The organism is Mesorhizobium loti CJ3sym, from assembly GCF_000472785.1.
GTDB classification, from domain to species: Bacteria; Pseudomonadota; Alphaproteobacteria; order Rhizobiales; family Rhizobiaceae; genus Mesorhizobium; species Mesorhizobium loti_E.
The window spans coordinates 268232-292103 of record NZ_AXAL01000006.1; the positions used below are offsets into that span (position 1 = coordinate 268232).

At 62.2% G+C, this 23872-nt stretch carries 26 protein-coding genes; 14 read left to right on the forward strand and 12 right to left on the reverse strand.

What is annotated here, in order from left to right; translation table 11 throughout:
* Positions 1 to 59: 59 nt before the first annotated feature.
* On the reverse strand, positions 60 to 290 hold the full coding sequence (locus A3A9_RS0110030) for a DUF2061 domain-containing protein (protein ID WP_027058667.1): 231 nt from the start codon (positions 288 to 290) through the stop codon (positions 60 to 62).
* Between the two features lie 127 nt (positions 291 to 417).
* On the reverse strand, positions 418 to 2082 hold the full coding sequence (locus tag A3A9_RS0110035) for a Na/Pi cotransporter family protein (protein ID WP_027058668.1): 1665 nt from the start codon (positions 2080 to 2082) through the stop codon (positions 418 to 420).
* A 390-nt stretch (positions 2083 to 2472) separates the two neighbouring features.
* On the opposite strand from A3A9_RS0110035, the gene A3A9_RS0110040 reads away from it, so the two are divergent.
* The 3 genes from A3A9_RS0110040 to rpoD all read left to right on the forward strand — a co-directional run bounded on the left by A3A9_RS0110040 (position 2473) and on the right by rpoD (position 7382).
* Entirely contained in the window at positions 2473 to 2853 is a 381-nt protein-coding gene (locus A3A9_RS0110040) for an RcnB family protein (RefSeq protein WP_027058669.1), read from the forward strand.
* 143 nt (positions 2854 to 2996) lie between these two features.
* Positions 2997 to 4934, forward strand: coding sequence for a DNA primase (gene dnaG / locus A3A9_RS0110045; RefSeq protein WP_027058670.1), 1938 nt, complete (start codon positions 2997 to 2999; stop codon positions 4932 to 4934).
* Positions 4935 to 5357: 423 nt separating this feature from the next.
* On the forward strand, positions 5358 to 7382 hold the full coding sequence (rpoD, locus tag A3A9_RS0110050) for an RNA polymerase sigma factor RpoD (RefSeq protein WP_027058671.1): 2025 nt from the start codon (positions 5358 to 5360) through the stop codon (positions 7380 to 7382).
* A 63-nt stretch (positions 7383 to 7445) separates the two neighbouring features.
* Here rpoD and A3A9_RS0110055 read toward each other — a convergent pair whose 3' ends face one another.
* Positions 7446 to 8501: a TauD/TfdA family dioxygenase gene (locus A3A9_RS0110055; RefSeq protein ID WP_033838451.1), complete on the reverse strand. Its 1056-nt coding sequence runs from the start codon at positions 8499 to 8501 to the stop codon at positions 7446 to 7448.
* Between the two features lie 276 nt (positions 8502 to 8777).
* On the opposite strand from A3A9_RS0110055, the gene A3A9_RS0110060 reads away from it, so the two are divergent.
* From A3A9_RS0110060 to A3A9_RS0110075, 4 genes are all read left to right on the forward strand, one after another.
* Positions 8778 to 9071 carry a GYD domain-containing protein gene (locus tag A3A9_RS0110060; protein WP_027058673.1) on the forward strand — a complete coding sequence of 98 codons (294 nt, stop codon included), beginning with the start codon at positions 8778 to 8780 and terminating at the stop codon, positions 9069 to 9071.
* Positions 9072 to 9174: 103 nt separating this feature from the next.
* Positions 9175 to 9444 (forward strand): putative hemolysin, encoded by a 270-nt coding sequence (locus A3A9_RS0110065; RefSeq protein ID WP_027058674.1) that lies wholly within the window; start codon positions 9175 to 9177, stop codon positions 9442 to 9444.
* Between the two features lie 26 nt (positions 9445 to 9470).
* The gene (locus tag A3A9_RS0110070; protein WP_027058675.1) at positions 9471 to 10535 is read left to right on the forward strand and encodes a DMT family transporter; all 1065 of its coding nucleotides are present in this window, start codon (positions 9471 to 9473) and stop codon (positions 10533 to 10535) included.
* A 13-nt stretch (positions 10536 to 10548) separates the two neighbouring features.
* On the forward strand, positions 10549 to 10935 hold the full coding sequence (locus A3A9_RS0110075) for a thiol-disulfide oxidoreductase DCC family protein (RefSeq protein ID WP_027058676.1): 387 nt from the start codon (positions 10549 to 10551) through the stop codon (positions 10933 to 10935).
* Between the two features lie 91 nt (positions 10936 to 11026).
* Here A3A9_RS0110075 and A3A9_RS0110080 read toward each other — a convergent pair whose 3' ends face one another.
* A complete protein-coding gene (locus A3A9_RS0110080) occupies positions 11027 to 11893 on the reverse strand; it encodes a patatin-like phospholipase family protein (protein ID WP_027058677.1) in 867 nt (288 codons plus the stop codon).
* 196 nt (positions 11894 to 12089) lie between these two features.
* Here A3A9_RS0110080 and A3A9_RS0110085 point away from each other — a divergent pair, with 196 nt between their 5' ends.
* Complete coding sequence (locus A3A9_RS0110085) at positions 12090 to 12764, forward strand: PadR family transcriptional regulator (protein WP_027058678.1); 675 nt, start codon at positions 12090 to 12092, stop codon at positions 12762 to 12764.
* Between the two features lie 67 nt (positions 12765 to 12831).
* Here A3A9_RS0110085 and A3A9_RS0110090 read toward each other — a convergent pair whose 3' ends face one another.
* Together A3A9_RS0110090 and A3A9_RS0110095 are read right to left on the reverse strand one after the other, a co-directional pair.
* The gene (locus tag A3A9_RS0110090; RefSeq protein ID WP_027058679.1) at positions 12832 to 13092 is read right to left on the reverse strand and encodes a YiaA/YiaB family inner membrane protein; all 261 of its coding nucleotides are present in this window, start codon (positions 13090 to 13092) and stop codon (positions 12832 to 12834) included.
* A gap of 64 nt (positions 13093 to 13156) precedes the next feature.
* Positions 13157 to 13834, reverse strand: a complete 678-nt coding sequence (locus tag A3A9_RS0110095) for a PspA/IM30 family protein (protein WP_027058680.1) — start codon at positions 13832 to 13834, stop codon at positions 13157 to 13159.
* A 176-nt stretch (positions 13835 to 14010) separates the two neighbouring features.
* Between A3A9_RS0110095 and A3A9_RS0110100 the strand changes: the two genes are divergently transcribed.
* Together A3A9_RS0110100 and A3A9_RS0110105 are read left to right on the forward strand one after the other, a co-directional pair.
* Complete coding sequence (locus A3A9_RS0110100; RefSeq protein WP_027058681.1) at positions 14011 to 14652, forward strand: TetR/AcrR family transcriptional regulator; 642 nt, start codon at positions 14011 to 14013, stop codon at positions 14650 to 14652.
* 47 nt (positions 14653 to 14699) lie between these two features.
* Positions 14700 to 14993: an HlyU family transcriptional regulator gene (locus A3A9_RS0110105; RefSeq protein WP_027058682.1), complete on the forward strand. Its 294-nt coding sequence runs from the start codon at positions 14700 to 14702 to the stop codon at positions 14991 to 14993.
* A 37-nt stretch (positions 14994 to 15030) separates the two neighbouring features.
* On the opposite strand, the gene A3A9_RS38560 is transcribed toward A3A9_RS0110105, so the two are convergent.
* The gene (locus A3A9_RS38560; protein WP_051370842.1) at positions 15031 to 15597 is read right to left on the reverse strand and encodes a sigma-70 family RNA polymerase sigma factor; all 567 of its coding nucleotides are present in this window, start codon (positions 15595 to 15597) and stop codon (positions 15031 to 15033) included.
* 175 nt (positions 15598 to 15772) lie between these two features.
* Between A3A9_RS38560 and A3A9_RS0110115 the strand changes: the two genes are divergently transcribed.
* Together A3A9_RS0110115 and A3A9_RS0110120 are read left to right on the forward strand one after the other, a co-directional pair.
* Positions 15773 to 16759, forward strand: coding sequence for an AraC family transcriptional regulator (locus A3A9_RS0110115; protein ID WP_027058683.1), 987 nt, complete (start codon positions 15773 to 15775; stop codon positions 16757 to 16759).
* Between the two features lie 128 nt (positions 16760 to 16887).
* Positions 16888 to 17121, forward strand: coding sequence for a hypothetical protein (locus A3A9_RS0110120; protein WP_027058684.1), 234 nt, complete (start codon positions 16888 to 16890; stop codon positions 17119 to 17121).
* A gap of 95 nt (positions 17122 to 17216) precedes the next feature.
* Here A3A9_RS0110120 and A3A9_RS0110125 read toward each other — a convergent pair whose 3' ends face one another.
* From A3A9_RS0110125 to A3A9_RS0110135, 3 genes are all read right to left on the reverse strand, one after another.
* A complete protein-coding gene (locus A3A9_RS0110125; protein WP_027058685.1) occupies positions 17217 to 18443 on the reverse strand; it encodes an amidohydrolase family protein in 1227 nt (408 codons plus the stop codon).
* Positions 18444 to 18581: 138 nt separating this feature from the next.
* The gene (locus tag A3A9_RS0110130; protein WP_027058686.1) at positions 18582 to 19202 is read right to left on the reverse strand and encodes a ChrR family anti-sigma-E factor; all 621 of its coding nucleotides are present in this window, start codon (positions 19200 to 19202) and stop codon (positions 18582 to 18584) included.
* Positions 19199 to 19750, reverse strand: coding sequence for a sigma-70 family RNA polymerase sigma factor (locus A3A9_RS0110135; RefSeq protein WP_033838452.1), 552 nt, complete (start codon positions 19748 to 19750; stop codon positions 19199 to 19201). The genes A3A9_RS0110130 and A3A9_RS0110135 overlap by 4 nt, the downstream gene beginning before the upstream one ends.
* A gap of 324 nt (positions 19751 to 20074) precedes the next feature.
* On the opposite strand from A3A9_RS0110135, the gene A3A9_RS38565 reads away from it, so the two are divergent.
* Positions 20075 to 20944, forward strand: a complete 870-nt coding sequence (locus A3A9_RS38565; protein WP_202596361.1) for a hypothetical protein — start codon at positions 20075 to 20077, stop codon at positions 20942 to 20944.
* 50 nt (positions 20945 to 20994) lie between these two features.
* Positions 20995 to 21534 (forward strand): sigma-70 family RNA polymerase sigma factor, encoded by a 540-nt coding sequence (locus tag A3A9_RS0110145; RefSeq protein WP_027058688.1) that lies wholly within the window; start codon positions 20995 to 20997, stop codon positions 21532 to 21534.
* A 434-nt stretch (positions 21535 to 21968) separates the two neighbouring features.
* Here A3A9_RS0110145 and A3A9_RS0110150 read toward each other — a convergent pair whose 3' ends face one another.
* The gene (locus tag A3A9_RS0110150) at positions 21969 to 22763 is read right to left on the reverse strand and encodes an ATP-binding cassette domain-containing protein (protein WP_027058689.1); all 795 of its coding nucleotides are present in this window, start codon (positions 22761 to 22763) and stop codon (positions 21969 to 21971) included.
* Positions 22763 to 23860, reverse strand: coding sequence for an ABC transporter permease (locus A3A9_RS0110155; protein WP_027058690.1), 1098 nt, complete (start codon positions 23858 to 23860; stop codon positions 22763 to 22765). The genes A3A9_RS0110150 and A3A9_RS0110155 overlap by 1 nt, the downstream gene beginning before the upstream one ends.
* Positions 23861 to 23872: the final 12 nt, after the last annotated feature.

Here is a 23872-nt window from a genome sequence, read left to right on the forward strand (position 1 = left end):
GGAACGGCCTCAAACCATGGATGGACGGCGCGGGCAATCCAGAAATTTTTGTCGCCGCTTCAGCTTTTCTTGAACGGCAACTCAGGGGGTGTCTTGCGGCCATAGGGAATTCTGAGCCACGCCCGCTCATGGAAATAGTAGAGCAACGACTTGGTGAAGACCTCGGTCACGCCGATGGCGGCGGCAAGCTTGACGCTTCCGGTCACCACCAGGGAAATTATCAGCGTGTCGATGGTGCCGGTCATGCGCCAGGACAGCGCCTTGGCGAAACTGCGCGAACGAGTGTCCATGGATTTCCTCCGGTGGCCGGAATGCTTAGCCGACCGATGCCAGAATGGGCAAAGACTAATTTGCCGTTTGCGCCTGGATGACGGAACCTTTGTTCCCAGGGTGACTGCAGAAGATTCTTCCGCTGCCTTAGCTGGCCTTCAGCCTCGACCCGGTCAGCAGGCCGCGCTCTTCCAGCACAGGGTAGGCCATCGACGCCAGCAGCGAGTTGATCTGCTTCAGGTCGCGGATGGTGTCGAGATGGATCGAGCTGGTCTCGATGCTCCTGGCGGTGCCCTCGCGCAGCCGCAGGAAATGGCTGGCGCTGGTTTCCTTCTCGCGGTCGCGCAGCTGGTCCTTCTCCAGCACCAGCTGGCGGGCGGTTTCGGAATCGCGCGAGACCAGGACGTTGAAGGCAAGCCGTGCATTGGCCAGCACCGAGGCGTGGAAGGCGCAGAGTTCGCGCCAGCCCTCGGGTGTGAACTCCAGCCCGTGTTCGACCTTCTTCTTCACATGCACCAGCATGTTGCGCACGATGATGTCGCCAACCTGCTCGAGCTTGACGCAGGCGCCGATCAGCTCCTGGCAGCGCAATGCCTCGTCCTCGGTCAGCGGGTTCTTGGTGAGCTTGGCGAGGTAGAGTTTTATGGCCGCGTGCTTGCGGTCGACGCGGTCGTCGAGCGCTGCAAGCGCCTTGATCTTGTCGCTGTCGGCACTTTCATAGAGTTCCATGATGCGCTTCAGCATGATCTCGACGGTTTCGCAGACCCGCACCACTTCGCGCGTCGCATTGCCCAGCGCCTGACTTGGTATGTCGAGCGCGCTCTCGTTGAGCGCGGACAGCTCGATCACGTCGAGCGAGGCCGCCGCCACGGGCTTGGTGCCGAGCGCCACGATCTTTTCCGAGGCGCGATAGACGAAGCCGGCCAGCGGCAGGCCGGCAAGCAGGATGATCACATTGAACAGAATGTGGGCGTTGACGATCTGGTCCGCGGCCGTAGCGCCGAGGAAGGCGACATGCGGCCTGAAGATCATGAACAGGATCAGCATGACCAGCGAACCCAGCCCGCGCATCAGGAGATTGCCGATCGGCACCACGCGCACGGCAGGCCCGGCCGAGCGGGTCAGCATCGGCGCGATGATCGAGGAGCCAAGATTGACGCCGAGGATGAGGACGACGCCGAGTTCCGGGCTGATCAGGCCACGGCCGGCAAGCGTCGCCATCAGCAGCACCGCCGCGATGCTCGACTGGAACAGCCAGGTGATGACAGCCGCCAAGAGATAGGCGGTGATGGAATCGCTGGAGAAGTAATTGATTATGACCGGCATGAGCTGGCTGTTACGCAGCGGCTCGGACGCCTGTCCGATCATTTCCAGCGACAGGATCAAAAGGCCGATGCCGACCAGGATGCGGCCGGTCTGGCGCCAGTCGCGGCGCTCGGTGGCCATGAACATCACCGTGCCGGTGATCAGGCAGAGTGGCACCAGCAGTGTCAGGTCGAAGGTCAAGAGTTTGACCACCAGCGCCGAGCCGATCTCGGCGCCGCGCACGGCCAATTGGCCGGCCGCACCCGAGACGATGCCGGAGCCGGCGAAGGAGCCGACCAAAAGCGTGACGGCCGTCGAGCTCTGCAGGGCGATTGCCAGGCCGGTTCCGGTCAGCACCGCCATGATCGGATTGCGCATGGTGGCGCGCAATTTATGGCGCAGGACGTCGCCATAGGCGCGCTCGACGCCGGTCTTCACCATGCGGGTGGCAAACAGCATCAGCGCGACCGCGCCGGCCAGATGCAGAAGGACGACGGAACCGCTCATTTCGGCGCCTGCATGCGGTCGGGGCACGCAGTGCGAACAGCGCGGCGATCATGGGGGAAAGCGAAAGTGCGAATCATGTTCATGGCAGCGACCGATAATGAGCAGAATACTTTAGCCGAATAATAAAATTTTGTCGATTTCGAGGGGCCGTCGCGGCGCGACAAGGCGTGTCGGAAAATGGACGGATGCGGGAAATGCCGCATCGCCGGTCCACGGCCACCGCGGGGGATCGGCCGCTGTTGCCGGGTGTCTCGCTGTCAACTTTGCGATGATGTTCAAATTTCCGAAATAAGCACAGGAATTCATTACATAATTGTAATGCTTCCATTCAGTTTCAGTTCATCCGTTGGCCGTTATTCCATGGGGCATCGACAACCAAGGAGACTTCTCATGAAACGCATTGTTCTTTCTGTCCTCGCCGTCGCGATGCTGGCTGCCACGTCGCTGACCGGCCAGGCCGCGCCGATGAATGCGCCGGTCGCGCCGCAGTCGAATTACATCAAGGTCGACTGGCAGAAGCCCGGCCATCACAACGATGGCAAGAAGCGTGTCATCCAGAAGCGTTTCCACAAGAAGGTCATCGTGAAGCGGAACAACTGGCGCAACGGCCAGAAATATTCCGGTTGGAGGCAGCACCAGCCGGTCCGCGACTATGGCCGCTACGGCCTGCATCGCCCGGGCCGCGGCCAGGAATGGATCCGCGTCGGCAACGACTATGTGCTGGTCGGCATCCTCTCCGGCGTCATCTTCGGCGCGCTTGCCGCGCAGTAAGGTTCGATCGCTGGATTGAGCTGGGAAGGGCGGCCCGCAATGGCCGCCTTTCCTTTTTGCCCTGTGGAAACCGGGTATGGCCCGTATTGGGGGTCGTCGGATTTCTCTGGCATGATTATATGGTGGGGAAACGAGTTCCCTCAATGCGCTTTCCGCCGGCCTTTCTCGACGAGATCCGCGACCGCGTGCCGATTTCATCGGTTATCGGCCAGCGCGTGGCGTGGGATCGCAAGAAGACCAATGCGTCTCGCGGAGACTATTGGGCCTGTTGCCCCTTCCATGGCGAGAAGAGCCCGTCCTTCCACTGCGAGGACAAGAAGGGGCGTTACCACTGTTTCGGCTGCTCGGTCTCGGGCGATCATTTCAAGTTCCTCACCGAACTCGAAGGATTGAGTTTTCCCGAAGCGGTGGAGAAGATCGCCGACATGGCCGGCGTGCCAATGCCGGTCCGCGACGAACGCGAGGAACAGCGCGAGAAGGAACGCGCCAGCCTGACCGATGTCATGGAGATGGCGACTGCCTTCTTCCAGGAGCGGCTGCAGGGGCCTGAAGGAGCCAAAGCCCGCGCCTATCTCAGGGATCGCGGGCTGACACCGGCGACGCAGCAGTCGTTCCGGCTCGGCTTCGCTCCCGACAGCCGCAATGCGCTGAAGGAGCATCTGGCGGCAAAGGGCGTGCCGAAGGCCGACATCGAGGCGTGCGGGCTGGTGCGCCATGGCGACGACATTCCGGTCTCTTATGACTGGTTCCGCGACCGGATCATGTTCCCGATCCCGGATTCGCGCGGCAGGATCATTGCCTTCGGTGGCCGAGCGCTGGCACCTGATGCGCTGGCCAAATACATGAACTCGCCTGACACCGAGCTCTTCCACAAGGGCAATGTGCTCTACAATTTCGCCCGTGCCCGCAAAGCCCTGGCCAAGGGCGGCACGGTGATTGCCGTCGAAGGCTATATGGACGTCATCGCGCTGGCGCAGGCCGGTTTCGAGAATGCGGTGGCGCCGCTTGGAACCGCGCTCACCGAAAACCAGCTCGAATTGCTTTGGCGCATGGCGCCCGAGCCGATGCTGTGCTTCGACGGCGACAAGGCCGGGCTGAAGGCGGCATGGCGTGCCGCCGACATGGCGCTGCCTGCGGTCCAGGCCGGCCGTTCGGTGCGCTTCGCGCTGCTGCCGGAAGGCAAGGATCCCGACGATCTGGTCAAGGCCGAAGGGCCGGAAGCGTTCCGGGCGGTGCTTGCCGATGCGCGTCCACTGGTCGATCTCTTATGGATGCGCGAGACCGCGGGCGGTGTCTTCGACACGCCGGAGCGGCGGGCAGAACTGGGAAAGACGCTGCGGGAACTCGCCAGCCGTATCCGCGACGAAAGCACGCGCTATCACTATCAGCGGGAAATGCGTGAGCGCGAAAAGAGCTTCTTCGGCTCGCAGCGTGATGCGCGGCAAGGGCGCCAGGACTGGAAACCGGGGCAGCAGGGCAAGGCAGCCGCACCCGGCGGCCAATTCGCCAAGCCTGGCGGCGGCCGCATGGCGATCACCGAAAGCCTCGGCCAATCCGCGCTGGTCAAGCGCGGCAGTGAAGGCATGTCGGTGCGTGAGGCGACGATCATCGTGGCGCTGGTCAACCATCCGGCGCTGATCGACGAGAATTTCGCCCATGTCGAATTTCTCGATCTCGTCAATTCCGACCTGCAGCGGCTGCATGCCGCCATCCTCGACGCGATGGCGCACGACATGGCCAATGACCGCCACGCGGTGGTGACGACGATCGAGCGCGCCGGCTGCGCCGAGATCTGGGAGCGTGCCGTCGGCCTGATCCGGCGGGCGCGGCAGTGGCCGGCGCTCGAGGCCGCCGCGCTCGACGATGCCCGTGACGCTCTGAACCAGGCGCTGCACTTGCAGCGCAGCGCACGCACCTTACATAAGGAGCTGAAACAGGCGGAAGCGGCGCTCGAAGCAGATCCCTCGGACGAAAACTTCCGCCATCTAATCGAAATTCAGGCGCAATTTCAGGATGTACAGGCGACAGAAGCGCTGATCGAAGGATTCGGCGTTTCGTCGGGCAGGGCCGGGCGAGCCTAAGTGCAGCTGAGTGCAAGAATGAGAGCGTGGCCAGCCTTCCCCAGGGGGCGGGGCGCGCTAAGTCGGGTAATTGATTCGCTTTTTTCATGCGAATCATGCGAGAGGCGCTTGACCTTCCGACAGAATGGCGGAATCAGGACGATTCGAAACGTTAACCCGCACCCGCGCCGACGGGAAATGAGCGATGTGAGGTACTGGTCACTGGACAGGCAGGCAGCCTGCCACAGATATCAGGGTTAATCTGGACTTAGTGCATGTCGCCCAAAAGTGCGAACCGGTTTTGGGGCAACGACATGCACCAAACAAAGAGATTATACGGTTACTGGCCCGGTGAAGCGCGTTTCATAAGCGAGCACATCCGGTTTTGACTGGTCCGACAGTTTACGCGGCTTCGATGGCAGCCGCTTGGAGAAGATAAAAATTATGGCGACTAAGGAAAAGGAAGAGGTCGAGACCGAACGCGAAGGCGCCACCGATGGCCCTCTGCTCGACCTTTCCGATGATGCTGTCAAGAAGATGATCAAGGCCGCCAAGAAGCGCGGCTATGTCACCATGGACGAGCTGAATTCGGTGCTGCCTTCCGAGGAAGTGACCTCCGAGCAGATCGAGGACACGATGGCGATGCTGTCCGACATGGGCATCAATGTCGTCGAGGATGACGAGCAGGGCGAAGAGGCCGAGGCCAGCGACACCGCGGCGGACGCCGAGGAAGACGCCAACGAGCTGGCCGAACAGACCGGCACGGCGGTCGCCGCCACCACCACCAAGAAAGAGCCGACCGACCGCACCGACGATCCGGTGCGCATGTATCTGCGCGAGATGGGCTCGGTCGAGCTTCTGTCGCGCGAAGGCGAAATCGCCATTGCCAAGCGCATCGAGGCCGGGCGCGAGACGATGATCGCGGGCCTCTGCGAAAGCCCGCTGACCTTCCAGGCCATCATCATCTGGCGCGACGAACTCAACGAATCGAAGATCCTGCTGCGCGAGATCATCGACCTCGAAGCCACCTATGCAGGCCCCGAGGCCAAGCAGGCACCGGTGGTCGAGCGCGTCGAGGAAGCGCCCAAGGTCGAGGAAAAGTCGCGCCGCGGGCGCGACGACGAAGAAGACATCACCAATGTCGCCGCCGACACGCGCGGCATCGGGGATGACGACGAGGAAGACGAGGACGAGGCGAGCCTGTCGCTGGCGGCGATGGAAGCCGAACTGCGTCCGCAGGTGATGGAGACGCTAGACGTCATCGCCGACACCTACAAGAAGCTGCGCAAGCTGCAGGACCAGCAGGTCGAGAACCGCCTGGCCGCCGCCGGCACGTTGTCGCCCAGCCAGGACCGCCGCCTGAAGGAGCTGAAGGACCAGCTGATCAAGGCGGTGAAGTCGCTGTCGCTCAACACCGCGCGCATCGAGGCGCTGGTCGAGCAGCTCTACGACATCAACAAGCGCCTGGTGCAGAACGAGGGCAAGCTGCTGCGGCTGGCCGAAAGCTATGGCGTGCGCCGCGAGGAGTTCCTGAAGGAGTATCAAGGCTCCGAGCTCGATCCCAACTGGACGCGTGCAATCGGCAATCTGACCTCGCGTGGCTGGAAGGAATTCACCAAGAACGAGAAGGAAGCGATCAAGGAGCTGCGCGCCGAGATCCAGCACCTGGCCACCGAGACGGCGATCTCGATCCTGGAATTCCGCAAGATCGTCAACCAGGTGCAGAAGGGCGAGCGCGAAGCCGCGATCGCCAAGAAGGAAATGGTCGAGGCCAATTTGCGCCTCGTCATCTCCATCGCCAAAAAATACACCAATCGCGGCCTGCAGTTCCTCGACCTGATCCAGGAAGGCAATATCGGCCTGATGAAGGCGGTGGATAAGTTCGAATACCGCCGCGGCTACAAGTTCTCGACCTACGCGACATGGTGGATCCGGCAGGCGATCACGCGTTCGATCGCCGATCAGGCGCGCACCATCCGCATCCCGGTGCACATGATCGAGACGATCAACAAGATCGTGCGCACCTCGCGCCAGATGCTGCACGAGATCGGCCGCGAGCCGACGCCGGAAGAACTGGCCGAAAAGCTCGCAATGCCGCTCGAAAAAGTGCGCAAGGTCTTGAAGATCGCTAAGGAGCCGATCTCGCTCGAAACGCCTGTCGGCGACGAGGAGGATTCGCATCTGGGCGATTTCATCGAGGACAAGATGGCGATCCTGCCGATCGACGCCGCGATCCAGGCCAATCTGCGCGAAACCACCACGCGCGTGCTGGCCTCGCTGACGCCGCGCGAGGAGCGCGTGCTGCGCATGCGCTTCGGCATCGGCATGAACACCGACCACACGCTGGAAGAAGTCGGCCAGCAGTTCTCGGTCACCCGCGAGCGTATCCGCCAGATCGAAGCCAAGGCGCTGCGCAAGCTCAAGCATCCGAGCCGGTCGCGCAAGCTGCGCAGCTTCCTGGATAGCTGAGTCGACCTCTATTTATCGCGAAGAGTTAAGGGCGCCGACTGGCGCCCTTTTTCGTTTCTTGCATCAAATCGGCACGTTCAGCCGTGTTCCCTTCACAACGATGCCGCCGCGGTCGCCGATCTCGATCGAGCCATAACGCTGTCTGAAACACAGGGGCAGCGGACGGTCGCCGGGGACTGACAGCCACAGGCGCAGCATGTGGCGCCGCCTGTCCGGGTCCGGCCAGTCGCGAAAACCCATGCGGTCGTGCAGCAGCGAATGATTGTAGACGAACTGCATGTCGCCGGGCCGCAGCCGCATCGACAGGTTCAGCCTGACATTATTGGCAAGGCTGTCGAAGAGATCCAGCGCTTCGACATGCGCCGCGCTCAGCCGCATGGCATCCGGGAAGCGCTGCGCGCTGTCGATGTACTGGCGCTGATAGATGCCGGTCAGCAATCCTGCATGCCAGTTGAGGACCGGGATTTCGAAATAGGGTTTTTCGCCCTCCGGTATCTCGCCGCGCCGGTCGGTGGCGATCGGATCAAACAGCAGGCGGGCGAGATCCGGCCGGCTTTTGCGCATCTCGTTGTAGATCGTCACCGAGCTGACCAGCAGGGACTCGCCGCCTTGCATGGCATCCCTCAGGCAGAGCAGGCCGACGACATCGGCGGAGTCTGTATGAAACGTCTGGCGCTCCGCCGTCTGGTAGATGCGCGTCGTGGCGGCCTTCGCGTCGGCGCCGATGTCGCGGACATGGCCGAGTATATGGCCCTGGGCATTCTGGGAGCGAGCGCTTCCCAGATGGGCGCCAATCCCGCAGAAGATCGTTGCCGTCATTTCAGCGGAATATCTTTCGACCGGGAGACCGCGCAGCACCTCGAAGCCAATGCCCACGACCAGTTTCTCGCGAAGGGCGGCAAGATGACCGGCAAGTCGCGGCAAGGGGAAACCGGCCCTGGTCAGGCCGCCGATATCCTGCGAGCCGGCAAGAAATCCGGTTGCCGCCAATTCCAACTCGGCGATGTCCCGGGGATCCAATTCGACCAGCCAATTCTGGGGATCTTTCGCCATGTCCTCGCCGATCCATGCGGCAGGAATGTCGATCCGGTCCGGCGGCAGGTTTGTTGTCTCACGCATGAAGTTCTCCTGCGGCTGGCTGGCCCTCGACGTCGGCCGGGATTTCCCGGATCGATGACCACGGCGGAGATTGCCGCAATCAGGCGGGTTTTTAAACCGGCTTTCCCTGGTTGGCGGTGACCGTCGCCTCAAGCTCCCACATGAGGGCGTGGATGCATCCTTGCGGGACGTTCGCCGCGGGAGGATAATTTCGTATCGGATGCATTTTCTGGGCGACAACCCGGATGCCCGCCCCGGCCAAGCCGCCGTGTCCGTGGCCCCGGAAGGAGGCGTACCATGACGACCTACATCATGCTGATGAACTGGACCGAGCAGGGCGCGAAGAACGTGCGCGATTCGCCAAAGCGCCTCGACGCTGCCAGGAAGCAGTTGGCCGAGATGGGCGGATCGTTCAAATCGTTCTTCCTGACCATGGGCGAATTCGACATGGTCGCGGTGGTCGAAGCGCCCGACGATGCGGTGCTGGCGCGTTTTGCGCTGATGCTGGCCGTGAGCGGAAACCTCAAGTCCCGGACGCTGAAGGCCTTCCCGGAATTCGCTTACCGCGAGATCATCTCGTCGCTTGGGTGAAAGCGGCCGGTTTCTCGACGGCGATGACCAGGTGACGGCGTGACGGCGCTTTGCCGCAGGACGGAACGCTTCGCCGTGATAGGATGCGCCAGGGGAGATCGCGATGAAGAAAGTCTCGATATTGGTTGTTGGCCTTGCCTTGATATCGGAGCCGCCAATCGATGCCTACGCCGTCGCGCAAAAGCCGGTCGGCATGGCCAATCCGGCATCCCTGCATTGCGGCGAGATCGGCGGGCGCGTGGTGATCAGGAAGGACAAGGCCGGCAACGAATACGGATTTTGCCGCTTGCCCAATGGGCGCCTGTGCGAGGAGTGGGCGCTGTTTCGCGACAACAAATGCGTCGGGCCAAAGGCGGCCATGCGCGGCAAGTGACGCGCAGCGCGATATAGGGTGAGATCATGTCCGAGCCGCATTCCCATTCGCATCTCTGGCCCGGTGTGCCGCTGGCGCTTGGCTCGGCTATCCTGTTCGGAGCGACGCCGCCACTTTCGAAGCTGCTGCTCGATGCCGTGAACCCCTTCATGCTTGCCGGCCTGCTCTATCTCGGCGCCGGTGTCGGCCTCGCTTTCTATCGCCTGCTTCGCGGCAAGCAGGCCGCCGCCGGCGAGGCGCAACTGGCTGCTCGGGATATTCCGTGGCTGGCGCTGGCAATCGGCATGGGTGGCATCGTCGCGCCGGTGCTGTTGATGTTCGGCCTGACGTTGAACACCGCGTCCAGTTCGGCGCTGCTGCTCAATCTCGAAGGGCTGGCGACGATGGCGATCGCCTGGCTCGTCTACCGCGAGAATGTCGACCGGCGGCTGCTCGTAGGCGCCTTCGCCATCCTTGCCGGCGCCGTTCTGCTGTCGTGGCAAGGCGACGGCGTCGCCTTCAACCTTGGCGCCATGCTGGTCGCCGGGGCATGCCTGGCGTGGGGGCTGGACAACAATTTCACCCGCAAGATCTCGGCCACCGATCCGGTGGTGATCGCCATGCTCAAGGGGTTGGTGGCGGGTGCCGTCAATGTCGGGCTGGCCATGGCAGCCGGGGCTTCGTTTCCTCCAGCGTCAATCGTGGCGGCGACGGCCGCCGTCGGCTTCTTCGGCATCGGCGTCAGCCTTGTGATGTTCATCGTCGCGTTACGCCATCTCGGCACCGCGCGGACCGGCGCCTATTATTCGCTGGCTCCGTTCATCGGTGCGCTGCTGGCCATCGCCATGCTGGGCGATGCCGTCACCTTCAATCTGGTGATATCAGGGCTGCTGATGGGCGTCGGCCTGTGGCTGCATCTGTCGGAGCGTCATGACCATCAACACGACCATGAGGAACTGGAACACGAGCACAACCATGTGCACGACGAACACCACCAGCACCATCATGACGGGCCGGTGAGCGAGCCGCATTCGCACTGGCACCGGCACGCACCGATGCGCCATCGGCATCCGCATTATCCGGACCTGCATCATCGTCACGGCCACGGCTGAGCGTGCCAAGATCATGCTCAAGCCCAGGCCTGAACTGACCGTCTGGTACAACACGCGGTGCCCCGTCTGCGATGCCGGCATTGTCAGGCAGAAGCGGCGGCTGATCGAGGCGGTCAAGGCCGGGCGGATCGAATTTCGCGATATCAATCCGGAGCCGGCGGCACTTGCCGGATTTGGCGTCTCGCTGGAGGACATCCGCCGCCGGCTGCATGCCACCGACGCGGATGGCCGGCTGCTGGTCGGCGCCGATGTCGCCATCGCGGTGTGGAGGATCACGCCGGGCGAGGGCTGGCTGGCCGCGCTTTTCGGCAATCCGGTTGCCTTGCCGCTGACGCGCTTTGCCTATGATCGCTTCGCCGGTCTGCTCTATGCCTGGAACCGCCGCAAGGGCCGCTGGTAACGGCTGATCCGCTGCTCAAGATTTGAACCTGGATGCAGTTGCATCTTCCTGATTGGGAATGGTTTTCCAAAAGCCGGCTCTCATTTTGCATCTAATGGTGCGAGTGCGCGCGCAACTGATCTGGAACCAAGCGCGTCGACAATCCTCCGGCCTCGATCCAGGCCAGCGTCGATTTTTCGGCGTCATCGATCAGGGCGGCGGTGCGGGTGAAATCGTAGGCCGAGCCTGCCAGGGGACAGAGCGACGGCACGATCGCGTAGTCGATGTCGCTCGCCAGCGTGTCCAGTTCCCGAACCAGTTGCCTGGCGATCAGCAATGTCAACGCGTGCAGGCCGTTGGCGACCGCACCTTGCGGTGGTGTGTGCAAATTGCAGGAAAATCCGGTCGGCAGCACGATCAGGCGGCTTGCACCAAGGCCGACGGCGACCCGAACGGGCGTGTTCGAGGTGACCGCACCGTCGATCAGCAGCCGCTCGCCAATGCGCACCGGCGCGAACGCTACCGGAATGGCGCAACTGGCGGCTATGGCGTCGGCGGCACTGCCCCGCGACAGCACGACCGCCTCGCCGGAGAAGAGATCGGTGGCGATGATATGGATCGGGATCGGCGCGTCCTCGAGATTGCGATAGGGCAGGTTGCGCTCGATGAGGTTGCGGATGCCATGGGAGGCCGACAGGAAATCCCGCCGTGCCGCGAAGCCCAGCATCGTGCGCCAACTCATGGGAAAGACGTCGTTGCGTGTGATGCCGCGCCATAGGGTCTCCAGCCGCGCGATGTTTTCCACCGTGGCGGCCGCGGCGTAGCAGGCGCCGTTGATGGCGCCGACGCTGGAGCCGACGACGAAGTCAGCGGTCACGCCGGCGGCGACAAGCGCCTTCAGCATGCCGACCTGCACGGCGCCGAAACTGCCGCCGCCCGCCAGCACCAGTGCGGTCTTGTTGTCTGTAGCTGACGGCATGGCAACCTCCCTGCAAGGCCTTGCTTGGGTTTCGCAGCGGATGTCCGGTTTGTTTCGTGGGCGCGCCAGCGTGACAGCACGGGTTCGTGAAGCGGTGCTGGCGCGACATTCAGATACATCGTAAGATATATCTTGACTTCACAAGAGGGCGCGCCTAATTAAGATATATCGTAAGATAGAACTTAAGGAGCAATCAATGCACAGACACAATCATTTCGGCGAACGCATCTTCATGCACATGGCCGGCAAATTTGGTGGCAGAGGGGGCGGCGGCTTTGGACCGTTCGGACATGGCGGTCGCGGTGGCGGGCGTGGTGGCCCGGGTGACATGTTCCGCGCCGGCCGCATGCTGGCCGATGGCGATCTCAAGCTGATCACGCTGTCGCTGCTGGCCGAGGCGCCGCGCCACGGCTACGACATCATCAAGGCGCTGGAAGAGCGCACCAGCGGCATCTACAGCCCGAGCCCGGGCGTGGTCTACCCGACGCTGACGTTCCTGGAAGAAGCCGGCTATGCCGCTTCCGCCGCGGATGGCAACAAGAAGGTGTTTTCGATCACCGAGGCGGGCCAAGCGCATCTTGCCGACAATCGCGAGATGATCGACGGCGTGCTCGAACATCTCGAACGTTTCGGCCGCAAGATGGCCAAGGCGCGCGACTGGTTCGGCTGGAACGACGATGGCGAGGAGCGCCGCGGTGGCCGTGGCGGCCGTGGTGAGCGCTCGGAAACGCGTGACGAATTCCGTACCGTGCGCCACCGCCTGCGTGCGGCTCTCGGCGACATCGTCGATGCGCCGGCCGAGAAGCAGGCCGAGGCGATCGCCATCCTCGAAGCCGCCGCCGAAGCGCTGGAAGCGCTGTCGCATCGCTGATCCAGGCGCGATAAACGCACGAAAAAGCCCGGGGAGACCCGGGCTTTTGCGTCAGGGCAGGCCGACATCATTCCTTGCCGACATATTCGCTGATCAGCTTTTCGTTGCGCGCTTTCTCGATCTTGGCGGTCATCTCGGCCGACAGGCGTTCGTCGGTGCGGTATTTGACCAGGTTCACCAAGCTACCGGTCAAGAGCAGGATGCCCATTGCCCAATAGCCTTTGGTCGACAGGTCGACCGGTGCCAGCCACAGCGACAGGCCGAGCATGAAATAGGCGGCACCGACAGCGGCGGTGTTGAACATGATGTAGGTCTGGTTGGCGTTCATTGGAGTTCTCCGTTGATTTGACGATGGTTGGCTTGATGGAAATCAGGTTTGGAAAGTCTGGTTTTCAGTTGATGGTCTTCAGGCGCTCGAGCACGTCCCTGGCGCGGACCTTAACCGCCGGGCCATGACCGGCGTCGGCGAGGCGGTCGCGGATCGCTTCGTGACGCAGTTCGCCGTCGATCTCGTCGAGAATGCCGGCCTCCTCGAACGGATCGCTGGCTCCCTTGATGCGGGCGAGCAGTTCCTCGGCATCGTTGATGCTGGCGGAATGGCCGATCGACCTGACCAGGCGTGACTGCGCCTTGCGCTCGGCGTCGATGGCGCGGGCCGAGATCATGCCCTGGTTGAGGTCGATAATGCGGCGATGCGCCCGCTCCACTGAAACGCGCATCCGCAACGTCTTTTCGCCAAGGCTCTGCACGGTGGCGCGGCGGACTTCGCGTTCATTCTCCAGCTCGGCGATTGCAGCCGCACCGCTTTCGGCAAGCCCGCTGTTGCCGGCGGCGAGCGCGCTGATGGTGCGGCTTTCCAGATCGGCGTGACGGCGGTCGAGCTGGTCGAGACCGGCCTGCTCGGCACGCTGGCGAACGATCAGCGAGGCAAGCGTCTGCTTGGCGGCGGCAAGCCCCGTCTCGGCGTCGCGGATGCGCTGCGCCAGAAGGTCGATGGCGAAGCGGTCCTTGAGGCCGTCCTCGGCTCGTGCGCTGGCGCCGTCGAGCAATGTTCTGATCAGGCTAAGCATGGTTCTTCTCCCTTCGAATGTTTGCGGTGAACAATGTTCACGAAGCCAACGTAGCAGGAAATGAACAGTGTTCAAGAAGATTTTGAACACTGTTCACGAAATCCCTTATATGGTAAACGAGGGGAGATGGCGGCTCGAACCAACCTGCCGCATAGGGCGTATCCACAAGGACTGATATGGCACTGGACAGGGAAGAAATAAGCGGGCGGGTGCTGGCCATTGCCGAGGTGCTGCTCAACGAGGGCGGCATGGACAATCTGAAGGCGAGGACCATCGCCGAGCAGGCGGGCATCTCCGTCGGCTCGGTCTACAATCTGTTTGCCGATCTCGACGGGGTGCACCGTGCCGTCAACATGCGGCTGCTCGACCGGCTGGGCGCGGCAGGCGCGGCGGCGATGGCGGATCTCGGCAAACGCGGCGTCACAGATGTGCGCCAGCGCCTGCTGGCGCTGGCCGACGCCTATGTGCGCTTTGTCGAGGCGCATCCCGGCAGCTGGCCGGCGCTGCTCGCCTTCAACAGGCGGCGCCCGACGCTGACCGAGCCTGACGCCGATGAAGCGCGGCTCGACCAGCTGTTCGAGATCATCGCCCAGGTGCTCGCCGGCGGCGACTTCGACCTCGACGACGACACGCGCGGGATCGCCGCGCGCACGCTGTGGTCGAGCGTGCATGGGATCGTCACCAGCGGCTATGCGGCCAGATCCGTGCGCCGGCAGGCCGACGAGATTGACCGGCAGATCGAGCTCCTGGTCGCTGTCTTCATCAGGGGGCTGGAACGCGGCGGCACATTCGCGCATTCTGGGACGAAAACGTCGTGAATCGCGAATGGACCGCGGTGTGCAGGACGAACAAGGAGATTTGAGCGATGTCTTTTCTGAAACGTCTTTTCGGCGGTGGCGGTGAAGCGGCGGCCGAGCCCAAAAGTGCCGCGCCCGCCAAGCAGGTCGAGCACAAGGGCTTCCTGATCAGCGCCACGCCCTACAAGGCCGAGGGCCAGTACCAGACCTGCGGCACCGTCTCCAAGGAGGTCGACGGCGTGATGAAGGAACACAAATTCATCCGCGCCGACCGCTTCGCCGGCCTCGACGACGCCGTCGACATCTCGATCAAGAAGGGCATGCAATTGATCGACGAGCAGGGCGAGCGGATTTTCGGGTAGGGGGTAGGCGGCTTGCACCAGATGAGGCCCCTGGCTTTCATGCGGCTTTGTCGCCCGGTTGCCACCGGGTCAAGAGCAGTTCGCGGGCCTGCGCGAGACGCGACATCACGGTGGCGAGTGGCACTCCGACCACCTCTGCGATTTCGCGGTAAGGCATATCGTTGAACTCGCGCATGGCCATGGCTTCACGCAAGGGCGCCGGCAACGAATAGACAAGCTGCCGGATGGCTACGCCTTCCCTGGGGTCGGGGATCTCGGAGCCTGGCTCGGCCGGCAGCTTTTGCGCCTGTCGAGGATCTGCCGGGTCCACCGGGGTCTCCTGTTCCACACGCCGGGCGAATTGCGTGTAGCAAACGCTCCTGAGAATGGAGAGCAGCCAGGGCCTGACGGCCTCGCCGCGCCGGCCTTCGAAGTGATGCAGCGCACGCCGGTAGCATTCCTGTACGGCATCTTCCGCGTCCGTGCGGTTTCGCAGCAGGAAATAGGCGAGCCTGTAGGCGTCATCGAGGCATGGCAGGGCCGCGTCTCGAAACCGGCGCACGCGCTCGCTGTCGGCATTGTGGCGGCCGGCTACGTGGTGGCCGGCGGTGTAATATCCAGTCATTTCGTACCGTCTCGCAGGTGGCTTTACCTGAAACCGGCGGGGTGGTACCAAGCGGCTTGACCGCAGTCGTGGACTATCGCGCCAAGCGTGTGGACTGTGGTGACATGCGCCTGCCAAAGCAAAAACGATTGGCGCTCGTTTAAACTCGAATGCTTCACGATTCACGGTACAGGTCATGCGCCAGGCGCAGCCGCCAAATCGCCTTTCGATCTTTCACCACGGCCTGGCCAAGGGATCGGCCTACGAGGCCTGGCGTGAAGGTATTTGCCGCGAGTTTTGCCGACTCGATGTTGGACCGGCGCAAGATAACTACATCGATTGCCACAATGAATTCGTGCTGCTTGACTCGATCGCCATTGCCACTCCGAAGGGGCGCTCGGCACGCTTTGCGCGCACCCGCGACCTCTTGGTCGATGGCTGCGACGATCTGGTGCTGATTTCCGCCACGCGCGGCAAGGTGCGCGTGACCCAGGAAATGAAGACGATCGATCTGATGGCGGGACAAATGTGCCTGACCGAAATGAACATCGCCGGCACCTTGGACCTCAACCAGACCGGCGGATTTACGACCACACGGTTTCCCAGACGCCTGCTCTTGCAGGTCGCGCCGTCCGCCGAGACGCAACTGGCCCGCACGCTTGGACACGACCGGGCCTGGGGCGTCATGATCGAGCGTTATTCAGCGCTTTGTAGCGAGATTGGTGGAGAGCTCGATCTTGCCGGCCAGAAGGCGGCGGCGCAGCATCTGGCGGATCTGGTCGGTCACTTCATCGGAACAAGTGCCGAGCAGAAGAACCTGGCCGGGCAAAGCGATGTCTTGATCGCACGGTTGAACCTGATGAAAGCCGACATTCTCAAAAATCTCGGCGAGAGCCGCCTGACTGTCGAGACCGTCGCCAAAGCGAACGGCCTCAGCCTGCGACAGGCGCAGCGAATGTTCGCGTCCTCCGGCACAACTTTCTCGGAATTTGTACTGGAGCAGCGTTTGCTGCTTGCTCGCCAGCTTTTGCTGGGTGGATCGGCTCGCCATCGCAAGATCAGCGATGTCGCCTTCACGGTGGGCTTCAACGACCTTTCCTACTTTCACAGGACATTCAAGCGGCGGTTCGGCGTCACGCCTGCGGATATCCAGATGGAGCCAGGTGCGGGTCTGACGCAGTAGGCCATCGGCCATCATGCGACATTGCGTGAACCCCAAAACGCTGGGCTGTGCGCTGACGGTCCCGCCGGTATCGGTGGAACCGCGAATCTGTGCTAAGCCGCCGCCCGACCAACCAGAGGACGACACCCATGACCGAAGTGACCGTGGCCGAGGCGACCGAAAATATCTATGCCTCGCTCCGGGCGGACAATGCCGAGCTCGACGCCCATATCGCGGCGCTGAAGGCGGCGCTGACCCGACAGGGGATAAAACAGGCGGTGTTCGATCCGACCAAGCTGGCGCAGGGCAACCGCTCGGGCCGCAAGTTGATGCAGGCTTATTTTCGCCAGCGCGGCGTGAGCGTGAGTTTTTCGGAGCAGTAGAACCACGCCGGCGAGCTTACGAGCGCAACAACCAGCTCCCTCAACCTATTCCAAGCATTCGCGCTGGACCGTTGTCGCGTCGCCGTGCGCTAGCCTCAAGGTCGGAGTATCTTGCGGGGGCCGTTGTAAAAACTATTGCGGCCGCGTTTCCAGCCGGCAATCACGGGCGCGGCTTCGCGCACGGCCGCTGACGGTCCTTCACATTCGAGCAGCACGATATCGGCCTGCGCCCCGACCACCAGACCATAGGGCGCTGACATCAGCCGGGCAGGGCCTGATGTCACCATGGCAAAGACGGCGGCGATATCCGCGTCCAACGTCAGTTGCGCGACGTTCGCGTAGAGATTGGCCATGCGGATCAGCGAGGCATCCCCGAATGGCGTGAAAGGGTTCAGCACATTGTTGGTGGCGATCGCCACGGCGACGCCTGCTGCCGCAAGACGATCGGCGGGCGCAATCCCGCGCGGAACCAATCTGTCGTGGCCACGTCCGTTGAGGAAGAGATCAGTCGCCGGAAGCACCGCGAGTCCTATCCCCGCCGAGGCCAGTCGCGCGCCGATTTGGGAGACCTGATCGGGCGCCATTGCCGAAAGGTTGGTGACATGGCCGAGTGCGACGCGCCCTTGCCAGCCTCTTTTCACGGTCTCGGCGATGACGAACGGCAGATCCGTTCTGTCCGGGTCGAGGGTGAAATCCAGGTGAAAATCCGCCGCCAAATCGTATTTTTCGGCGAGATCGAAGATGAGTTCGATATGGCGCCGCGGATCGGGGTCCGTGTAAGGGCATCCGCCAACCAGATCGGCGCCGTCGCCAAGCGCCTCGTCCAGCATGGCGAACGTTTCGGTTTCATTGGTCAGCCCGTCCTGGGCGAAGGCGCAAATCTCGATGTCGATGGCGAAAGAATAGTCGGTGCGGATGCGTTTGATCGCCTCGAAGGACCGGAAGCCCGCACGCGGATCGATTTCCACGAAGCTACGAATCCGCGTCGTGCCGTGGCCGATGGCCTTTTCAACCACGCGCGACGCGCGTTCGTAGACGTCCGCTTCGGTGAAACCGGATTTGGCTTTTGACGTCTCGCGGACCGCCTCGGCCAGCGTGCCTTCGCAGATGGCGCAGCGATCGAGAAGGCAGGCCTTGTCGAGATGCATATGGGCGTCGACAAAGCCCGCGCAGGCAAAATTGCTGCCGGCATCGAACTCTTCATCCGCTTTGCCGGGAATGCGCGGATGGATGGCAACGATCCTGCCATCGGCAACGGCGATGTCGACGATTGGACCGGCATCTTCGAGCCGGACATTGCGGATAATCAGATCGAGGGTCATTCGCGTGTCACAAGCGGTTGGCGCCGCGTCGCTGAAGAGGCGTGCGGAATATCCGAGTTTGAAACTCCTTCTGCTTCGATCCCAAACGAGCACCCCTGTAAAGCCCAGCAGAGCGGGGTAGCTTTTCCTGGAATTGCTCTAAAGCCTGAGCAGCGGCTGTATGATGCGGCCAAGCCGGCTTTGAAGCACGATGTTGCCCTGGAGTGCTACGATACAGATGCAGGGGTCGCCCTCACACACGGTCGGCTTGTGTTCCATTGTCTCGTCGGCCTCGTCGAAGTCACCAGGGCCGTAGCGGCCGAACTGGTGTTCGAATGCCCCTTCGAGCACGCATGTCCATTCGTAGCCGGTATGCTTATGGTGTGGCAGCCTGGTTCCTGGCGCCGCCTTCAGCATGAACACCTTGATGTTCGAGACTTCAGGCACCGATACCGAACGTTGGCGCACGCCCGGCCCAACCCAACGCCATGGCCCAAGCCGATAGCGGTCAAGCGGTTCTTTTGGTCTTGTCTCGGGGGCAGCGGAGTTCTCTTCGATCAGGCGCAAAACATTGCCCAGCGCGCCTGGCTCCATTGATACCGGTGTTGCCTGTTCAAGAAGCTCGCCACCTATCGCCTCGTACCCTTCCACCTTGCGGCTGCAGGCAGCGCACAAGGACAGATGCATCGAAACGACGAGCCCGCGCGCTTCATCAAGCGTGCCCGAAGCAAAGGCCGCGAGGGTCTCGTCGGTCGGATGATGGGCAATGGCCTCAGTCATTTCAGCTCACCAACTCTGTCTCTCAACCTTTGCAAGGCAAGCCTGATCCGCGACTTGACGGTGCCCAGCGGGATGCCGAGGAGATTTGCGATCTCGGCGTGTGCAAGGCCATCGAAGAATGAGAGGCGAATGACGCGCAACTGTTCATCCGGCAGTGCACCTATCGATGATCTGACATACGCTTCACGCTCAGCGACGAGCAGTTGACCCTCAGGCTCGTCATTGTCTTGCTCTTCCAGCATGCCATCGTCCTCGATCCATGCGGTGGCGCGGCCTTCGCGGCGACTCTCATCGACGCTGACATTGCGGGCGATCGCATAAACCCAGGCCGACGCAGTCGCTCGCTCGGGATCATATTGTGCAGCCTTGCGCCAAAGTCTGATCAATGTTTCCTGCGCCAGATCTTCTGCACGGTCACGACTTGCGCCTCGCCGGATCATCATCGCCTTGATGCGCGGCGCATAATGTTCGAACAGTTCCGCGAACGCGTCGCGATCCTGACTCGCCGCGACACGCCTGATCAGCCGGGCTGGATCGAATTCCACCATCGCTCTGCTATACGCTCTATCCTGCTCCGGCTGGCAAGGCAGCGTTACTGGCTTTCTCGAGTCCATTACGCGTCAGGCGGCCTTTTGGATCACTGATTTGACCCACCTCTGACTTTCAGATCACTTTTGTCCGCCAGCCATCCGTTTTTCAGCGAGCTGTGATCCATTTCGGCCCGGCAACCGTATTGCGACTGAAATGATCAGAACCCTGTGCGCCGAGGGCAGCTCCTAAGGAGGCAGGCATCGTGATCCTTGACGAAAGGTGTGCGTACACGCTCAGCAGGCGCGCACGGATCCAAGACGCAAACAGGAAGGGGGCCTGACATGCCAAATGTTGTCTTGATCGTCGGCAGCGCACCAGATGCCGTTCGATGCGGAGATTGGTCCAGAGGGGCGTTCTCCTCCATTGTCGTCATAAACAATGCCTGGCGAGTACGGCCTGATTGGGACTATTTGATTCACCCTGACGATTTTCCTGATGACCGCCTGCCGAACGATCAACGTTCCGGGCTGGCATCGATCATTAAATCCGATGCCTTCGTCCCCGCCCAGAATGCATTCGGTGGGTTTGTCTATGCGGGCGGCACAATGGCGTTCACCGCTGCCTATTGGGCTCTGAAGGCCCTCAAGCCTGATGTGATGGCGTTCCTGGGCTGCGACATGATTTATCCCAACAACGCGCCGACGCATTTCTATGGCGTTGGAACAGCTGACCCGCTGCGCGACGACGTGACATTGAGGGACTTGGAGGCGAAATCTGGAAGGCTGTTCGCCAAAGCCCTGCGTTGCGGAACAATCTGCCTCAATCTTTCAAACCTTCCTGAAAGTCGTCTTGCCATACCGCGGGTAACCCTGCGGTTTATCGAGCGACTTACCCCGCTTCGGATCAAGGCGATTAAAGCGATGCTTGATGGCGCCATCGATCCGATTTCCATCGAGACCGCCGACACACTCGAGGATGAACTCGGCTATTTTGTCGAACATGGCAGGTACTGGGAACAGGCGTCGGATTTCGACGAAGCCGCGCTGGAGAAGATCGATCAGCGCTGGCGTTCCTCGGTGAACCACCTGCCAGCGTCGGTTGCTCCGAGCGATGGTTGCTGGGGACGCGGTCGAGCGCGCAAGGGCGATATTGTTCAACCGGAGCGTCGGGTTGGTCGCGACGCCCCCTCCCATTCCGCCGAAGGCGCATAGATCCAAGTGGCTGAAGGACAGGAGCCGCTTTGGAAGAGGGCTGCGTCTTGCTGACTCGAGACGAGATAACAAAGCTCATCTTGCGAACGAGCATGCGTGATCGAGACGCGTTCGATCTGCTCTACAGACATACGTGCGCGAAATTGTTCGGTACATGCGTGCGTATTTTGGGCGACAAAGGGGAAGCTGAGGAGGCACTGCAGGACGTCTATGTAAAGATATGGACAAAGGCTGATCGATATGCGGCCTCGGAACTCAGTCCGATCTCCTGGCTTGCGGCGATTGCGCGCAATCATTCGATCGATCTTGTCAGATCACGCCGCCCTCCAGCTTTCGACCTGGCGGCCGCGGGCGATATTGCCGACATGAGACCATGGGCCGAAGAGCTGCTGATTGAAAGCGACCAGACCGCTCTTCTCGACCGATGCATCGACGCTCTGAGCACAGAAAAAGCAGCGGCCATAAGGGGCGCATATCAGCAGGGCATGTCCTACGCTGAGCTTGCACAGCGTCACAATGTGCCGCTCAACACAATGCGAACCTGGCTTCGGCGCAGCCTGATCAAACTTCGAGAGAGCTTGGAGGAATGACTTCGCAATGGAGTTTCTTTCATGAGTCGCCCCCTCAAACCGCCAGCGAATACCCCAGGTCGCGCAACGGCAGCCGGCGTACGTGCTCACCGGTGGCGGCGAAGATGGCGTTGCCGAGGGCTGGCGCCCGTTCGCGGCCATTTCACCAATCTCGGCAAATGGCTGCAACGGCTGTTCGAACTCGGTGCAGAACAGGGAGCCCTGCATCCTGAGGCATCCCCCGAAATCGATGCCCAAGCCTTCATGGCGACCGTCTATGGAGCCATGCTCGCGGCCCGCGCGTTTGACGACCCAGCGGTTCAACGTGATTGTAGAAACGCTTTTTCGTCGCATTCGCACCTGACGCCAACGGCCGCTTGGCGGCGTGCACCGGTCAGGCTGGCCAGCCGCGCGGCCTCCCGGGCAAGACAGATCCAGCTCTTTGATCGTTTGTCTTACGCCGAGCCATTCCTGGCCGACTTCGCCAGTTCCTGTTCCAGATCTACCAGTTCCTTGCCGCCCGCCATCAGATTGAGCAGCTGGTCGCGGGTGATTTCGCCTTTGGCATAAGTGCCGGTGCTTCGGCCGCGCTTCAACAGCGTGAAGCGGTCGCCGACGACGTAGGCGTGGTGAACGTTGTGGGAGATGAAGATGACGCCGATGCCGCGCGCCTTGGACTGGACGATCAGCTTCAGGACTACCGATGCCTGGTGGACGCCCAGTGCCGATGTCGGTTCATCCAGGATCAGCACCTTGGCGCCGAAATAGACGGCACGCGCGATCGCCAGGCACTGCCGTTCGCCGCCCGACAGCGTGCCGACCGGCTGTTCGGGATCGCGCAGCTGGATGCCCATCGCCGACAGCTCGTCATAGGCGGTGCGATTGGCGAAGTCGGCGTCGAACTGGCTGATCGGCCCGAATTTGCGCATCGGCTCGCGCCCGAGGAAGAAGTTGCGCGCCACGCTCATCAGCGGCACCAGTGCCAGGTCCTGATAGACCGTTGCAATGCCGCTGTTGCGCGTATCGGCGGGCGAGGCAAAGCGTGTCGGTTTGCCCTGGACGCGGATCTCGCCTTCGTCGGGCGTGTAGACGCCGGACAGCGTCTTGATCAGCGTCGACTTGCCGGCGCCATTGTCGCCAAGCAGGCAATGCACCTCGCCGGGGCAGACATCGAAGGACACGTCCTTCAGCGCCACGACCGAGCCGAAATATTTGCTAACGGACTTCAGTTCGACATAGGGCTCGGCCATCACCGGCTCCTCATGGCCCGGTTGCGCACATAGCTGTTGAACAGCACCGCGATGACCATCATGGCGCCCATGAACAGCTTGAACCAGTCGGTGTCGATGCCGGTGTAGAAGATGCCCATCTGCACGACGCCGAAGATCAGGGCGCCGAACATGGCGCCGATGGCCGATCCGTAACCGCCGGTGAGCAGCGTGCCGCCGATGACGACGGCGATGATGGCCTCGAACTCCTTCTGCGTGCCGCGCAGCGTGTCGGCCGAGCCCGTGACCAGCACTTGGATCGCCGCGAACAGGGCGGCCGCGAGTGCCGTCATGACGAACAGCGTGATCTTGGTGCGCGCCACCGGCACGCCGAGATTGCGGGCGGCATTGGCTTCGCCGCCGGCGGCGAAGATCCAGTTGCCGAAGCGGCTGCGCGTCAACAGCCAGGTGCAGGCCAGCGTCAGCACGATCCACCACACGATCGACACCGGAATGCCCGATATCGACGGCAGGCCGTCGGCCCGCTTGCCGATCAGGCCGATGTCGGCAAGCCAGGCGATCAGGCCGGAAAACACCTGTCCCGAAAATAGGCTGTTGAGCGGATCGTGCAACGCCAGTTCATGCACGCCCGACACCTGGGTCCGCCCCGAGATGCCGCGCGTGAGGCCGAGCGTCAGGCCACGCAGCATGAACAGGCTGCCGAGCGTCACGATGAAGGAGGGCAGGCCGGTCCTGACGACGGCCAGCCCGTTCAGCGCGCCGATGCCGCCGCAGACGGCGAAGGTGAACAGCAGCGAGAGCCAGATCGGCCAGCCCCAGAACACGGAAGGGATGGCGATGAGGATGCCGGCAAAGCCGATCATCGAGCCGACCGACAGGTCGAACTCGCCGGCAATCATCAGCAGCGCCACGGGTGCGGCGAGAATGCCAAGCTGGGCCGAGACTTCGAGGAAATTGATGATGCCCTTGGCACTGAACAGTCCCGAGCCTCCCGCCGTGATGGCGAAGAACACGAAGACCAGTACGGTGCCGGCGGCCGCGCCAAGCTCGGGCCTGCTCAACAGGCGGCTGAGGCGTGAGACGGACCTGACCCGCTCGTCGCTCGTCTCTGAAACCATGGCTGCTTACCC

Coding starts and splice junctions, on each gene's coding strand:
- A3A9_RS0110155 (WP_027058690.1), bottom strand. CDS start 23,860: ATGGTTTCAGAGACGAGCGACGAGCGGGTCAGGTCCGTCTCACGCCTC.
- A3A9_RS0110090 (WP_027058679.1), bottom strand. CDS start 13,092: ATGAACGCCAACCAGACCTACATCATGTTCAACACCGCCGCTGTCGGT.
- A3A9_RS0110085 (WP_027058678.1), top strand. CDS start 12,090: ATGCACAGACACAATCATTTCGGCGAACGCATCTTCATGCACATGGCC.
- A3A9_RS0110030 (WP_027058667.1), bottom strand. CDS start 290: ATGGACACTCGTTCGCGCAGTTTCGCCAAGGCGCTGTCCTGGCGCATG.
- A3A9_RS0110080 (WP_027058677.1), bottom strand. CDS start 11,893: ATGCCGTCAGCTACAGACAACAAGACCGCACTGGTGCTGGCGGGCGGC.
- A3A9_RS0110150 (WP_027058689.1), bottom strand. CDS start 22,763: ATGGCCGAGCCCTATGTCGAACTGAAGTCCGTTAGCAAATATTTCGGC.
- A3A9_RS0110125 (WP_027058685.1), bottom strand. CDS start 18,443: ATGACCCTCGATCTGATTATCCGCAATGTCCGGCTCGAAGATGCCGGT.
- A3A9_RS0110040 (WP_027058669.1), top strand. CDS start 2,473: ATGAAACGCATTGTTCTTTCTGTCCTCGCCGTCGCGATGCTGGCTGCC.
- A3A9_RS38565 (WP_202596361.1), top strand. CDS start 20,075: ATGCCAAATGTTGTCTTGATCGTCGGCAGCGCACCAGATGCCGTTCGA.
- A3A9_RS38560 (WP_051370842.1), bottom strand. CDS start 15,597: ATGACTGGATATTACACCGCCGGCCACCACGTAGCCGGCCGCCACAAT.
- A3A9_RS0110130 (WP_027058686.1), bottom strand. CDS start 19,202: ATGACTGAGGCCATTGCCCATCATCCGACCGACGAGACCCTCGCGGCC.
- A3A9_RS0110095 (WP_027058680.1), bottom strand. CDS start 13,834: ATGCTTAGCCTGATCAGAACATTGCTCGACGGCGCCAGCGCACGAGCC.
- A3A9_RS0110070 (WP_027058675.1), top strand. CDS start 9,471: ATGTCCGAGCCGCATTCCCATTCGCATCTCTGGCCCGGTGTGCCGCTG.
- A3A9_RS0110105 (WP_027058682.1), top strand. CDS start 14,700: ATGTCTTTTCTGAAACGTCTTTTCGGCGGTGGCGGTGAAGCGGCGGCC.
- A3A9_RS0110075 (WP_027058676.1), top strand. CDS start 10,549: ATGCTCAAGCCCAGGCCTGAACTGACCGTCTGGTACAACACGCGGTGC.
- A3A9_RS0110115 (WP_027058683.1), top strand. CDS start 15,773: ATGCGCCAGGCGCAGCCGCCAAATCGCCTTTCGATCTTTCACCACGGC.
- A3A9_RS0110035 (WP_027058668.1), bottom strand. CDS start 2,082: ATGAGCGGTTCCGTCGTCCTTCTGCATCTGGCCGGCGCGGTCGCGCTG.
- A3A9_RS0110135 (WP_033838452.1), bottom strand. CDS start 19,750: ATGGTGGAATTCGATCCAGCCCGGCTGATCAGGCGTGTCGCGGCGAGT.
- rpoD (WP_027058671.1), top strand. CDS start 5,358: ATGGCGACTAAGGAAAAGGAAGAGGTCGAGACCGAACGCGAAGGCGCC.
- A3A9_RS0110055 (WP_033838451.1), bottom strand. CDS start 8,501: ATGCGTGAGACAACAAACCTGCCGCCGGACCGGATCGACATTCCTGCC.
- dnaG (WP_027058670.1), top strand. CDS start 2,997: ATGCGCTTTCCGCCGGCCTTTCTCGACGAGATCCGCGACCGCGTGCCG.
- A3A9_RS0110100 (WP_027058681.1), top strand. CDS start 14,011: ATGGCACTGGACAGGGAAGAAATAAGCGGGCGGGTGCTGGCCATTGCC.
- A3A9_RS0110060 (WP_027058673.1), top strand. CDS start 8,778: ATGACGACCTACATCATGCTGATGAACTGGACCGAGCAGGGCGCGAAG.
- A3A9_RS0110065 (WP_027058674.1), top strand. CDS start 9,175: ATGAAGAAAGTCTCGATATTGGTTGTTGGCCTTGCCTTGATATCGGAG.
- A3A9_RS0110120 (WP_027058684.1), top strand. CDS start 16,888: ATGACCGAAGTGACCGTGGCCGAGGCGACCGAAAATATCTATGCCTCG.